8 protein-coding genes and 1 pseudogene are annotated in these 13,436 nt (G+C 69.9%); 6 read left to right on the plus strand and 3 right to left on the minus strand.

Annotation, left to right across the window (positions count from 1 at the left end; translation table 11 throughout):
* Positions 1-135 precede the first annotated feature (135 nt).
* A complete protein-coding gene (locus ACZ6EG_RS24410; protein ID WP_469607545.1) occupies positions 136-621 on the plus strand; it encodes a MarR family winged helix-turn-helix transcriptional regulator in 486 nt (161 codons plus the stop codon).
* Positions 622-648: 27 nt separating this feature from the next.
* On the opposite strand, the gene ACZ6EG_RS24415 is transcribed toward ACZ6EG_RS24410, so the two are convergent.
* A complete protein-coding gene (locus ACZ6EG_RS24415; RefSeq protein ID WP_469607548.1) occupies positions 649-861 on the minus strand; it encodes a hypothetical protein in 213 nt (70 codons plus the stop codon).
* A gap of 266 nt (positions 862-1,127) precedes the next feature.
* On the opposite strand from ACZ6EG_RS24415, the gene ACZ6EG_RS24420 reads away from it, so the two are divergent.
* Together ACZ6EG_RS24420 and ACZ6EG_RS24425 are read left to right on the plus strand one after the other, a co-directional pair.
* Entirely contained in the window at positions 1,128-1,406 is a 279-nt protein-coding gene (locus ACZ6EG_RS24420) for an alpha/beta fold hydrolase (protein WP_469607551.1), read from the plus strand.
* 164 nt (positions 1,407-1,570) lie between these two features.
* Positions 1,571-2,782 (plus strand): globin domain-containing protein, encoded by a 1,212-nt coding sequence (locus ACZ6EG_RS24425; RefSeq protein ID WP_391969234.1) that lies wholly within the window; start codon positions 1,571-1,573, stop codon positions 2,780-2,782.
* A gap of 104 nt (positions 2,783-2,886) precedes the next feature.
* On the opposite strand, the gene ACZ6EG_RS24430 is transcribed toward ACZ6EG_RS24425, so the two are convergent.
* Positions 2,887-5,652 (minus strand): AAA family ATPase, encoded by a 2,766-nt coding sequence (locus ACZ6EG_RS24430; protein WP_469607554.1) that lies wholly within the window; start codon positions 5,650-5,652, stop codon positions 2,887-2,889.
* Between the two features lie 426 nt (positions 5,653-6,078).
* Here ACZ6EG_RS24430 and ACZ6EG_RS24435 point away from each other — a divergent pair, with 426 nt between their 5' ends.
* Positions 6,079-6,537 carry an SsgA family sporulation/cell division regulator gene (locus ACZ6EG_RS24435; RefSeq protein ID WP_391969236.1) on the plus strand — a complete coding sequence of 153 codons (459 nt, stop codon included), beginning with the start codon at positions 6,079-6,081 and terminating at the stop codon, positions 6,535-6,537.
* Between the two features lie 57 nt (positions 6,538-6,594).
* Here ACZ6EG_RS24435 and ACZ6EG_RS24440 read toward each other — a convergent pair whose 3' ends face one another.
* Complete coding sequence (locus tag ACZ6EG_RS24440) at positions 6,595-9,354, minus strand: helix-turn-helix transcriptional regulator (protein ID WP_469607558.1); 2,760 nt, start codon at positions 9,352-9,354, stop codon at positions 6,595-6,597.
* A gap of 354 nt (positions 9,355-9,708) precedes the next feature.
* On the opposite strand from ACZ6EG_RS24440, the pseudogene ACZ6EG_RS24445 reads away from it, so the two are divergent.
* A pseudogene (locus ACZ6EG_RS24445) lies at positions 9,709-10,359 on the plus strand (sigma-70 family RNA polymerase sigma factor); the annotation flags it as partial.
* A 221-nt stretch (positions 10,360-10,580) separates the two neighbouring features.
* Positions 10,581-13,382 carry a helix-turn-helix transcriptional regulator gene (locus ACZ6EG_RS24450; protein WP_469607561.1) on the plus strand — a complete coding sequence of 934 codons (2,802 nt, stop codon included), beginning with the start codon at positions 10,581-10,583 and terminating at the stop codon, positions 13,380-13,382.
* The last annotated feature ends 54 nt before the right edge of the window (positions 13,383-13,436 follow it).

Consider the following 13,436-nt stretch of genomic DNA (forward strand, 5'->3'; position numbering starts at 1 on the left):
AGCCGCTTTCGGCGCTCCATACTGGTAGTCGTGAACGACCCGTGCGTGTCTCCGAACCCCTCCCCCTCAGCGGAGGAGCCCGCGCCGCGGTCCGCGGTCGAACCGCCTCCGGATCGTGGGGACAGTGTGGATGCCATGCTGCGTCAGTGGGAGGAACGCCGACCGGGCGTGGACGTCTCCTCCAGCGAGGTGCTCGCGCGACTGCTGCGTGCGGCCCGTCTGGCCGAGGAACTGTTCGAGGAGCGGCTGCGCCGTCAGCCCGGCAGGACCATCACCAATGTCGGGGACTCCGACCTGCTGCAGACCCTGCGCCGGGCAGCTCCCGGGAACGCCCTGACACCGGGGCAACTGATGCGGCACCTCGTGGTCTCCTCCGCCGGTCTCAGCGGCCGCCTCAACCGGCTGGAGCGTGACGGCTGGATCGTCCGGACTGTGTCACCGGACGATCGACGGCGCTCGCTGGTCAGTCTGACGGTGCCGGGGCGGGAGGAGTTCGACCGCCGGCTGGAGGTCCACGTGGCTGTGGAGCGCGAGCCGCTGTCCGTACTCGATGCGCGGGAGCGGGACGTCGTCGGCGGCGCGTTGCGCAAGCTGCTGCTCCTCCTCGAAGCGCCGGAGTGAGCGGAGGGTACGGCGGGGCCTAGCCGCTCAGCCCGCCGCCACCAGGACGAGGGAGACGAGCAGCACCATCACGGTCGCCGCGAGTACGGCCAGCGCCACACGGGACGTCCGACGCAGCCGGAGGTAGCGTCTGTTGTGCTGCGCTTCCACCATCGTGATCTGATCGGTGAGGTGATGGGCAATGGCGCGAGAGTCCTGTGTGACCGTCAGGCCGTGCTCGGCCTCGTCCTTCGCATCCATGGTGTGCTCCAGCCATAGGTGTGCCGCCTCGTGCCCACGACGCGCTCGCGAGAGAGATAAGGCGAGGCGCCACTCGGCCATGCGTGATACATAGCAGTGTCATCACTCGTTGTGTTCTTCCTTGTGATGTCGCTGCCCATCACGATCATGGGACGACGTGAAGCACACGCATCGGCCGAGGATTTCCCGCACGCACGCGATCACCGTTCCGCAGGGTCCGGAGGTCGCGGGTTACGCCGCCGCCCTCACCTCTCCGGACGCTGCGCATGTACGCGGCCCCTTCCCTGGGGGAGGAATCCCCCTTCGAGGTCCGGGACGAACTGCCCGTCCTCACCCCACCGGCCCTGGTCCTGGCGGGCCGTCACGACTTCATCTACGGACCACGATGGGCCGACCCGCTGCATGTGGGCCTGGAAGAGCCCGAGTTGACGGTCCTGGAGGAGGCCGGGTACCTCGCGCACCTGGAACAGCCCGCGCAGTTCGACGCTTACGTCCTCGCGTACCTCCATGCCCAGGGAGTCGTCCGCGGACCTCGTAACTCGTAGCTCCGGCGCCGGGCGCCGGCCTTCTCTTCGTCCGTCAACGGCCGGTTCCTGACCACGTGTCACAAGTCCGGTTGCTGTCCGGTCACTCACTGAGAGGACGGGCCCACCAGACGGTCCGTGCCACGTCGAATAACAAGCATTTGCGATCCCAGTTTGGAGGAATCATGCTCTCCAGTCAGTCGGCCCTGATCGTCCGCGACACGCTCCCCGCCGTCGGAGCCTCTCTCGGCACGATCACCGACCTGTTCTACCGCCGCATGTTCGACGAGCGTCCCGAGCTCCTGCGCGACCTGTTCAACCGCGCGAACCAGGCCAGCGGCGTCCAGCGCGAGGCACTGGCCGGTGCCGTCGCCGCCTTCGCGACCGCACTCGTGAAACACCCGGACGAGCGCCCCGACGCCGTACTCGGCCGCATCGCGAACAAGCACGCGTCGCTGGGCATCACGTCCGACCAGTACACCCTCGTCGGCCGCCACCTCCTCGCGGCCGTCGCGGAGGTCCTCGGCGACGCCGTGACCCCGGCGGTGGCTGCCGCCTGGGACGAGGTGTACTGGCTCATGGCGAACGCCCTCATCGCCATGGAGGCGCGCCTGTACGCCCGGGCCGATGTCGAGGACGGCTCCGTCTGGCAGAGCATGGAGATCGTCGAACGCCACGAGGAGACCCCTGACACGGCCTCCTTCGTCCTGCGCCCCGCCGACGGCTCGCCCACCCGCCCCTTCGTCCCCGGCCAGTACGTCAGCGTGCGGGCCGAACTGCCGGACGGAGCACACCAGATACGGCAGTACAGCCTCTCCAGCGCCCCCGGCGGCGGGACGTGGCGCTTCACCGTGAAGCGCGAGCGGTCCCTGGACGGGCACGCGCCGGACGGGGAGGTCTCCACGTGGCTGCACACCCACGCCCGCCCCGGTGACGTCCTGCGGGTGTCCCTGCCCTTCGGTGACCTCCTGCTGCCCGAGGGCGACAGTCCGCTCCTGCTGGCCTCCGCGGGCATCGGTGTCACCCCGATGCTCGCGATGCTGGAGCATCTGGCCACCGCGGCGCCCGACCGTCCGGTGACCGTCGTCCACGCCGACCGCTCCCCCGCTCACCAGGCTCACCGGCTCGAACTCACCGCTCTCGTCGAGCGGCTGCCCAACGCCTCACTGCATCTGTGGTACGAGGACACGGCGAACCACCCGGACGCGTCGGCTGACCACGTGCACGAGGGCTGGGCCGACCTCACCATTCTGTCCCCGGTCACCGGCACCACCGCGTTCCTGTGCGGGCCGCTGCCCTTCATGAAAGCCGTCCGCACCGACCTGCTGGCCCATGGGCTGAGTCCCAGGGCCATCCACTACGAGGTGTTCGGCCCCGACCTGTGGCTCAGCAAGTAGCAGCGCCGGGCAGTGAACGGGCGGGCGACGGTCCCCAGCGCATGGCGCCGGCCGTCGCCCGTGTGCGGAAGCGGGAGAGGAGTCCGGCGCCCGGGCCCGGGCGTTCAGGTGCTCGACGCGGTCGTGGTGAGTCCGGCGAGGGCGGGCTTCAGCTCGGTGCGCCGCTTGATGCCGAGCTTCACGAAGACCTTGCGCAGGTGGTACTCGACGGTGTGCGCGCTGATGAATAGGCGGGCGCCGATCTCCCGGTTCGTCAGCCCCTCGCGGGCCAGGCGCGCCACGTTCAGCTCCTGTTCGGTGAGCCGCGCCGCCGACCCCCGTGTGTGGACCCGCAAGGTCTCGCCGCTCGCGCGCAGTTCGTCCGCGGCGCGCTGGGCGAATCCGTTCACTCCGCAGGCTGTCAGCACCTGGTGCGCGGTGCGGAGCTGTTCGCGCGCTTCGACGGACCGCCCCTGGCGGTTGAGCGCCTCACCGTACAGCAGGCGGCAACGCCCCACCCAGATCGGGATCCGCTCGTGCTCGAAGCGCTTGATCGCGTCCAGGAAGAGCTTCTCGGCGTCGTCCCCCGCACGCAGTTGCGCCTCGGCCATCGCCAGCACGGCCAGCGCGTAGTTGGTGCCCACCGGCCGTGTGACGTCGGCCAACTGCTCGAGTGCCTGCTCGGCGAGCACGCGCTCACCCGTGTGCGCGGCCGCTTCCACCAGTTCGAGCAGCGTGCGCATCGCGAGGTTCAGTTCGTGGGTGTATGGCAGCTCGCGTCGGGCGCGGGCCACCGCGTCGGCGAAGCGGCCCAGGCCGTTGTAGAGGACCGCCTCGGAGAAGTTGGCCGCGCTCAGCGCGTGTCCCTCGCTGCGGGCGAGCCCGTCGGCCCGGACCCGCTCGGCCAGGTGCTCCGCCTCTTCGGCCTGCCCCCGGTACGCGGTGAGGAGAAGCCGTCCGTACGGCGGCAGCGGGTTGCCGGTGACCTCCTTGATGGCGTCGATCTCGTCGCAGGAGGCTTCCGCAGCGTCCAGGTCACCGTCGATCGTCTGCACGAGCATCAGCAGGCTCAGAGCGATCGGCAGCACGGTGACGACGCCTTCGGCACGAGCGAGCTCGACCTGCCGGTCGGCGAGCGCACGCAGCCCGGCGGGGTCCCACAGGTCCTGGGCGGGGCGTGAGGCGAACCACATCCAGTGCAGTTCCAGGGAATCCGGCGCCTGCTCGAGGAACGCACGCTGCGCCCGTCGCAGGGTGGGGAGCGCCGCCGTCTGCCCTTCGGTGGCGAGCAGCGCCTGCCCGCGCAGGATCAGGTCCCGTGCCCGGTCGGTCTCCTCGACGGCGGGCGTGGCGCCGAGGATCGCGTGCGCGACGGCGGTCACCTGCTCGGCGTCACCGAGCCTGCCGCCGTAGGTCGCCGCGGCGAGGGCTTCGATGTAGGTGTCCCGGGCGAGGACCGGTTCGAGCCCTTCGAGTCCCCGTGCCGCGTCGAGCAGGTGCTGCGCCCCACTGCGGTCACGCCGTAGCGCGTATCCGGCCCGCGCGCGCAGCCGCACCACGAGGGCCTCCTGGAGCGCGGTGAGGGGAAGGGCGCGGGCGGTCCCGAGCAGGCGCAGGGCCTCGTCCGACGCGCCCGCGTCGTGCTTGGCCTCGGCGGCCGCGATCAGCCGCTGCCCGCGGCGGAACGGCGAGGGTGTGAGCTCCGCCGCCCGCTCCAGAAACGCGCCGGCGGCCGCCGCGCCGCCCCGGGTTCGCGCACGCACGGCGGACCTCTCCAGATCGGCGGCGACCTCCTCGTCCGGTTGCAGGGTCGCGCTGGCCCGGTGCCAGGCCCGGCGGTCCGGGTCGTGCTCGGTGCTGGTGACGTCCGCCAGAGCGGCGTGGACGCGACGCCGGTCCCCCGGTGACGCCGCCCGGTAGACGGCCGACCGCACCAGCGGATGGCGGAAGCCGACACGGGTGCCGACGACGAACACCTCGGCGTCCTTGGCCGCGTCGAACGCTTCCGGCCCCAGTCCCAGTACCGCGCTCGCACGCCACAGCAGCCCCGGGTCACCGGTGGGCTCGGCGGCCGCCAGCAGCAGCAGGAGGCGCGCCGGTGCGGGCAGCGGGGCGAGCTGGACGACCAGGCTCTGCTCGATGCGGCTTTCCAGCGGCAGGGAACCCGTCAGGGTGAAACCGCCGGCGATCTGGGCCGGACTCAGGGCCCGGGGCAGTTCGCGCAGAGCGAGAGGATTGCCGCGGGCCTCCGCGACCAACTGGTCGCGTACCCGCAGGTCGAGACCACCGGGTACGGCCAGGCGCAGCAGTGCGCACGCGTCCTCGTGACCGAGCCCTTCGACGACCCTGTGGGGCAGGCCCGCGAACACCGGGTCGGCCTGCCGCATGGCGAGCACCAGGGCGATGCCCTCCGCGTCCAGACGCCGCGCGGCGAAGGCGAGGGCACGCGCGGACGCCTGGTCGAGCCACTGTGCGTCGTCGACGACGCACAGCAGTGCCCGCTCCTCGGCGGCCTCGGTGAGCAGCCCCAGCAGGGCCAGCCCCACGAGGAAGGGGCTCGGCGCGGCGGCGCTGCGCAGCCCGAACGCCACCTCGATCGCCTCCTGCTGCGGGGCCGGCAGCCGGGCGGCCGAACCCATCATGTGCCCGCAGAGCTGATGGAGTCCCGCGTAGGCGAGTTCCATCTCGGACTGGGAGGCGACGATGCGCTCGGTGCGGACGTGTGCCGCGGCCCGTGCCGTGAGGTGGTCCAGGAGCGCCGTCTTGCCGACACCGGCCTCCCCGGAGACCACCAGCGCCCCGCTGCGACCCTCGCGGGCACGGCTCACCAGCGCTTCCAGTTCCGCCAGCTCGCGGCGTCGCCCCCGCAACGGCGCGATGCCAGCCACCATGTCCGCCTTCGCAGGTAAGTACCGCTCCGCCACGCCTTTCGCTCACGCATTTTATCGGAGCATGTCCTGAACCGCCGAGCGTCGCGGTGCCGTGCGCAGCGACCACCCCAGGGGCAACGGCGTCGCGTGAATCGTAGTGTGACGCTCCAACTGCCTTACTTACATGCGTCCGTCACATCCGGCCGGGTTCGCCTGTCTCTGTTGTACCACCACGAATCGGCCACGGACCTCTCCAAGAGCTCGCGCTCGAGACTGACGTGGCAGTTCACGACCGCCTACCGCCTCGCGCGCAGGCGGTATCCACTCCACCGGCACCGGCAGCCGCCCAGGCGCCTGAATCGATCCACCAGGCACCGATGAGACCGACTGATCGATCCGGAGCTCCATGGACGAGGCGATTCGAAACCAGACAGAAGGAGTTGCGCCATGAACAGCGACCACGGCAACGTGCGATCCCCGCGTACGGATTCGCAGAACCTCTTCCTCACTCTGCACCGCATGCTGGACGGCCTGGCACGGGAGGCCGTTCGAGCCGAATTCCGATACGATCCCGCATCTCCTCTGCTCGTCAGTCTCACCTTTCTCGTGACGCACGGCCCTCGGGTCACCTGGTACGTGGGTCGGGACGTTCTGCACCAGGGTCTCCGCTCGGTGAGCGGCACGGGTGACGTCCAGGTCTGGCCGACGTACATCGGCGAACAGACGACGGTCTGGATGCAGCTCACGTCGGAGGAGGCCACGGTCCTCTTCGAGATGTCCGCCCGGCCGCTGGAGGAGTGGCTCGACCACACGTACCGCAGCGTTCCGGCCGGCTCGGAGATGGCCAGATGCGACGTGGACCGTTTCCTTGCCGGGGTCCTCGGCGGGGGCGCAGCACGTGAATGACCACACTGACGACGCGACTGGCCATCAAGAGAGGCCGGGCGAGGCGAGACGCTGCCGTCACAAGCGCCCCAGCACTGCGCCGAGCCGGGTACGTGAGTCCACGTCCAGCTTGGTGAACACCTTGCGCAGATGCCATTCGACGGTGCGTGGGCTGATGAACAGTTCCGCGCCGATCTCCACGTTCGTCCTCCCCGTCGCGGCCAGCCGGGCGATGTGGGCTTCCTGCGGGGTAAGGGCCTCGTACGCGTCGGTCGCACTCTGACGCACGGACTCGCCGAGTGTACTGAGCCCGCGACGCGCGCGTTCCGCGAAGGCGCTCGCTCCGAAACCGTGCAGCATGTCGAAGGCGAGGCGCAGGTGTTCACGCGCTTCACCGCGCCGATTCGCGCGGCGTAACCATTCGCCATACACCAGATGGGTACGCGCGAGATGGACGGTGACTCGGCTGTGCCGCAGACGCTCGATGGCTTCCTGGTACAGCAGGTCGGCGGTCCGACCGTCGCTGAGCAGAGCTCGCGACCGGGCCAGGACGCCCAGAGCCCACTCCGTTCCGCTGGCACCGGCGTGCTCCTCCAGCCGGCGCAGCGCTGCCGCCGCGACTTCCGGTCTCCCGCCAAGGACGCCGGCCTCGACAAGTTCCATGAGGCAGAAGCCAACGACCGCCAAGTCCTCGTACTTCGCCCCCCGTTCAGCACTGTCCAGGGCCTCGTCGTGCCGACCGAGGCCGTTGTACAGCACGGCGAGCAGGTAGTGGGCCAGGCCGATCGCCCGGCCCTCACCCCACGTGGCTGCCTCCCGGGCGCCGGCCGCGATGAGTTCCGCCGCCTGGGGATCTTCACCACGCCACGCCAGCAGAAGCAGCGGGGCGTACCCGAGAGGCGAGTTACCGGTCACCTCGATGAGGTTGCCGGACTCGTTGATCAAGGCGGAGGCATGGTCGAACTCCCCCGAGTGCACGTGGACGGCCGCACGATAGGAGAGTGCCAAGGGAAGGACGTTGAGCGCACCGACGGTTCGAGCGGCGCGTACGGCGTGATCGGTGAGCGAAAGCCACGTCTCGTCGTCCCACATGTCGCCGGCGACCAGCCAGGCTATCCAGAGCCAGCGCATGACGTCGTCCTCGTGCGCGGCTCCGTCGCGGAGAGCGAGCAACAAGGGTTTGAGGAGTGACGCGCCTTCACCGCGGCTGACGGCGAACCACGTCGCCAAGCCGTCCAACAAACCGTCCGCCAGGCGCGACGGTTGCGGTCGGCCAGGCGCGGCGAGTGCTGCCTCAGCCACCTCGCGCACTCCCGGGCGGCCGCCGAGACGGCCGGCGAACACGGCCGCTCCGATCGCATCCAAGTACGTCTCTCGCGCCTGTCCCACGTCGATCTCTTCCAGCCGACCCGCCGCTTCGAGCAGCATCGGCAGGGCCTCACCTCCGCGTCTGCGGGCGAAAGCTATCCGAGCCCGGAGCGTGGCGAGTGCTGTCTGCTGGCTCCCGTCCAGCGAATGCGTCTCCGCTGCGGCGAGAAGTTCGAGCGCGACCTCGGGAGCACCGGCTTCGAACGAGGCTCGCGCCGCGGCCAACGCCCTCGCTCCCCGCCTGCCCGGATCCGGCGTCAACTCGGCCGCGCGCCTCAGAAAGGCGGCGGCTGCCGCGATACCGCCGCGAGCGTGCGCCCGGCCGGCGGAGCGTTCCAAGTCGTCGGCGATCGTCTCGTCCGGTTCGACCGCCGCGTGCGCACGGTGCCAGGCTCGGCGATCCGCGTCGAACTCCGAAGCCGTCGCCTCGGCCAGGGCGCGATGCACGGTCCTGCGTTCTCCGGGGTGAGCCAAGCGGTAGGCCGCCGAACGAACCAACGGGTGCCGAAAGCGCACCCGCGTACCGAATTCGATGAGCCCCGACTCCTCCGCCGCTCCCTCGGCGTCCGCCCCGATGTCAAGCTGCTCGGCGGCACGCCGCAACAGGGGCACGTCCCCCACCGGTTCAGCGGCTGCCGCCAGCAGCAGCCGCTGAGCCGCGTCCGGCAGACCCCCGATGCGTCGCACGAAGCTCTGCTCGATCTGACTCGCCAGCGGTCGGGCGTCCGGACGCCCGAACCCACCGGCCAGCTCCGCCGTGCTCAACCCCCGTGTCAGTTCCAGCAGCGCCAGGGGATTTCCACGCGTCTCGGCGATGATGCGCTCCCGAACGCGCTCGTCCAGCCGGCCGGGCACCACCGAGTCGAGCAACGTACGCGCTTCGTCGTCGCGCAGCCCACGGACCTCAAGTTCCGGCAGCGCCGTCCAAGGATCATTGTGCGGATCGACGGGCGGGGTACGCACAGAGAAGGCCAGCGCCACGCGTTCCGCGAGCAATCTGCGGGCGACGAAGGCCAGGCTCTGCGCGGAGATCCGGTCCAGCCACTGAGCATCGTCCAGCACACAGAGCAGCGGCCGCTCCTCCGCCGCCTCGGCCAACATGCTGAGGACGGCCAATCCCACCATGAACCGATCCGCGGCATCCCCGCCCTGGAGTCCGAACGCGACAGCCAGGGCCTCCCGCTGAGGGCCGGGAAGTCGATCGATGTGGCTCATCAACGGCATGCACAGCTGGTGCAGACCCGCGAAGGCAAGCTCCATCTCGGATTCGACGCCGACCGCTCGGAGTACGCGAAAGCCTGAAGCGTTCTCTGCCAGGTAGTCCAGGAGGGTCGACTTTCCGACCCCCGGTTCGCCGCGCAGGACTACAACCCGGCTCCGACCCGTTCGGGCATCGGCGAGGACCTCGTCCAGCACCCCCCGCTCATGGTTTCGGCCAAGCATGCCGCGCCGAGGTGCACTGCTCGACATCCACCACCACCGCGCAGCTCAGAGGGCCACATCCCGTTCGACTCGGAATCGCCTTATCATGCACCACCGCCCGAAGCCCAGCCAAACAGCCGTACTGGGGTACTACCCGCGACTGTGCACAGTCCGTAATCCGCCAGGCACGGAATGGTGAACCACTGGGGTGCATACCCGGGGGCCAGGGTGTCGACCAGGCACTCCCCGGGGCGCCACGGACCGGCCCGCCAGGCGACTGTGGGACGACCCCACCGGAGATCGCCGCAAGCGCACGCGGTCGAGTTCTCGACTACGCCGGATGTCCCCATGCGACAGCGCGTCCCGCAGGCACCCACCCGCACGAACGGAGTCAGCAGGCTCATGTATCCCGACCCCTCCCCCAGCGAGGACGCCTTGGATGAGGCCCTTTCCATCTTCGAGCAGCTCCGGCCCCGACTCTTCGGCATCGCCTACCGCGTTCTCGGCAGCACGGTGGAGGCGGAGGACGTGGTTCAGGAGGTGTGGCTGCGCTGGCAGGGGACCGACCGTTCGGTGGTTCGCAGCCCGGCGGCGTTCTTGTCGAGTGCCACCGCCCGCCTGGCCATCAACGTGGCCCAGTCCGCCCGGGTCCGACGCGAGACCTACATCGGTCCTTGGCTGCCCGAACCCGTGGACACGAGCAACGACCCCGAGGCCGGTGCACAGCGGGCCGAGGCCGTCGAACTCGCCCTCCTCCTCGTACTGGAGAAGCTGACACCGCAGGAGCGGGCCGCGTACATCCTGCGAGAGGCTTTCGACTACACCTACGCCGACATCGCCGAGATGTTGCGCCTCAACTCGGTCAACGTACGCAAGATCGTAAGCCGAGCCCGCGGGCACCTCCTTTCCGACCAGCGGACGACCGCAGGCACGGATGAGCACCGCCGACTGCTCAAGGCCTTCGTGAGGGCTGCCCGAAAGGGAGACCTCACGTCGCTGGAGACACTGTTCTCTCCGCGTGGCGTCGGCCCGTCCGACAGCGTCAAGGTCAGGCGCCCCGTTCCCCGTGGTGGACCCGTTCCACAGGGTGCACGCAGGGTCAGACCTGCGTCCGTCCGACTGTGACTGGGCAGCCGATGGGCTCCCCACTCGTTCCCCTTCGCCCGACCGCGACGACGGCCCTTCTCAAGTTCTGCGCCGGAAGCAGGAAGGTAATATATGCCGAGCTCTGCAGCGCGGCACCGACGAACAGTGTCACTCGGTGGTCGGCTGTCATGGAGGAACTGTCGGCGGGGACGGAGAGCATGCTGAGCGAGAGTCCCCAGGTACGCCTGAAGGGGCGGCAGGCCGAGTGCTCCAGACTGGACCAGCTCATCGCGACGGTGCAGGCCGGCCACAGCTCCGTTCTGGTCCTGCGTGGCGAGGTGGGCATCGGAAAGACGGCGTTGCTCGACTTCGGACGCGCGAGCGCGGAAGGATGCCGGACCGCCAGGGCCGTGGGCATCGAGTCGGAGATGGAGCTGGCCTACGGGGGCCTGCACCAGTTGTGCGCTCCTTTCCTGGACCATCTCGGTCGCCTGCCGGACCCTCAACGCGAGGCACTCGGCACGGCGTTCGGCCTGAGCTCGGGGACTCCACCGGACCGTTTCCTCGTCGGTCTCGCGGCGCTCAGCCTCCTCGCCGATGTGGCCACGAAGGAACCCCTCATCTGCTTCATCGATGACGCCCAGTGGCTGGACAGGGTCTCCCTGCAAACGATCGCCTTCGTCGCGCGACGTCTCCTTGCCGAGCGCGTCGGCCTCGTCCTCGCCGTCCGTGAGCCGTCCGTCGAGGCCGAACTGGCGGGACTGCCGCAGCTCACGGTCGAGCCGTTGAGCGACGGCGACGCCCTCGCACTGTTGGACTCCGTGATCCCGGGCCCCCTGGACGAGCGGGTCCGCACCCGCATCGTGGCCGAGACTCAGGGAAATCCTCTCGCCCTGCTCGAACTGTCCCGGGGTCTGACGTCGGCGGAGCTGGCAGGCGGGTTCGGGCGCCCCGACGCGCGGCCGCTGGCAAGCCAGATCGAACAGAGCTTCATCGCACGCGTCCGGGCGCTTCCTCCCCAGACGCGCGAACTGCTCCTCATCGCCGCGGCGGAGCCTGTAGGCGACGTGACGCTCCTGACGGGGGCCGCTGCACTGCTCGGGATCGAGACGTCGGCTTCCTCGGCGGCCGAGGCTGCCGGATTGATCACCATCGGTACCCGGGTACGGTTCCGGCATCCCGTGGTGCGCTCGGCCGCCTACCGAGTTGCGTCGGCCGAGGCTCGCCAACAGGTCCACCAGGCACTGGCCGAGGTGACGGACGCGCACACGGACCCCGATCGCCGAGCCTGGCACCTGGCCAACGCGACGGCCGGTTCCGACGAGGCGGTGGCGGCGGAGCTGGTGCGCTCTGCCGACCGGGCACAAGCGCGCGGCGGAGTCGCCGCGGCGGCCGCGTTCCTGCAACGGGCCGCGGAGCTGACCCCCGACCCCGCTGCTCGCGGAACCAGGACGCTGGCGGCGGCTCGGGCCAAGTACCAGGCCGGTGCCTATGGCACCGCACGCGAACTGCTGGACGCCGCGACCATCAGCCCCCTGGACGAGCGGCAGCTCGCCGAGGCAGACCTGCTCCGCGGTCGGATCACCTTCGCCTCCAGGAACGCCGGCAGCGCCCTGCCCCTCCTCCTCAAGGCGGCAAGACGCCTGGAACCACTGGACGCACGGCTGGCCCAGGAGACGTACCGTGACGCACTCGACGCCGCGCTCATCGTCGACCGGCTGCCGCAAGGGGTCCGACTCCGGGACATCGCCACGACGGCTCTCGCCGCACCCTCGGATCCGCCACTGGACCGGAACGACCTGCTCCTGCGGGGCCTGTCCATCATGACAGTGGACGGATACGCGGCGGGCGCGCCCATGGTGCTGCGTGCCTTGGACGCCTTCTGCACAGAGGAGATCTCCGCGGAGGAGAGCCTCGGCTGGTTCCCGCTCGCCGCTCGCATGGCCTTCAACGTCTGGGATTTCCACAGCAACACGGTTCTGTCGACGCGATTGGTCGACCTCGCCCGTGAGAGTGGGGCCCTGTCCGTGTTGCCGTCCGCCCTCCTTCAGTTGGTGTCGAACCGTGTGCTGGCGGGTGAACTGGACCATGCGGACACGCTCATCGCGGAGGCGCAGACCCTCGGTGAGGCGACGAACAGCCGCTACCTCGCGCACTACGTGTCTCTGGTGACGGAACCGTGGAGAGGCCAGGAGACGGCGACGCTCCACGCCATCAACGCGATGACCCGAGACGCGGATCTGCACCAGGGTCGGCAGGGCAAGGTGCTCAGTGCCAGCCAGTGGGCGAAGGCGGTGCTCTACAACGGGCTCGGCCGCTACGAGGAGGCGTACGCCGCAGCGGAACAAGGCGCCGAGAACCTGGAGGAACTCGGCCTGGCCATCCGGTCGATGGTCGAACTGGTCGAGGCGGCCGTGCGCAGCGGAAGACCGGCTCGGGCCGCCGAGGCAGCCCGGCAGCTCGACACCTTCGCACGCGCCAGTGGCACCGACTGGGCTCTCGGAACCGCGGCCATGGTGCGCGCGCAGGTGAGCGAGGAAGAGACCGAGACCCTGTACCAAGAGGCCGTCGAACGACTCGGCCGTACCGACGTCAAGATCACTTACGCGCGCTCACACCTGCTCTACGGGGAGTGGCTGCGCCGGGAGAATCGCCGCGTCGACGCACGCGAGCACCTGGGGAGGGCGTACCGGATTCTCAGCGCGATCGGAGTGGACGGTTTCGCGGAGCGCGCCTGGCACGAGATGCGCGCCACCGGCGCGACGGTGGGCAAACGAACCCTTGAGTCCCGTACGTCACTCACTGCCCAGGAAGCACAGATCGCGCGCTTGGCGGGGGCAGGCATGACCAATCCCGAGATCGGAGCCCAGCTCTTCATCAGCCCGCACACCGTGGAATGGCACCTGCGCAAGGTGTTCGCGAAGCTCGACATCGCGTCGCGCAAGCAGATCAGCGGTGCGCTGCGGGAAGGGACAGTGGTCACCACCTGAGGCGGCGTCGGGCCGTTTCCCACGCCGGACGCGCTGCTACCGCGGTGGCGAAGT

The sequence above is a fragment of the Streptomyces sp. NPDC041968 genome (assembly GCF_055589025.1).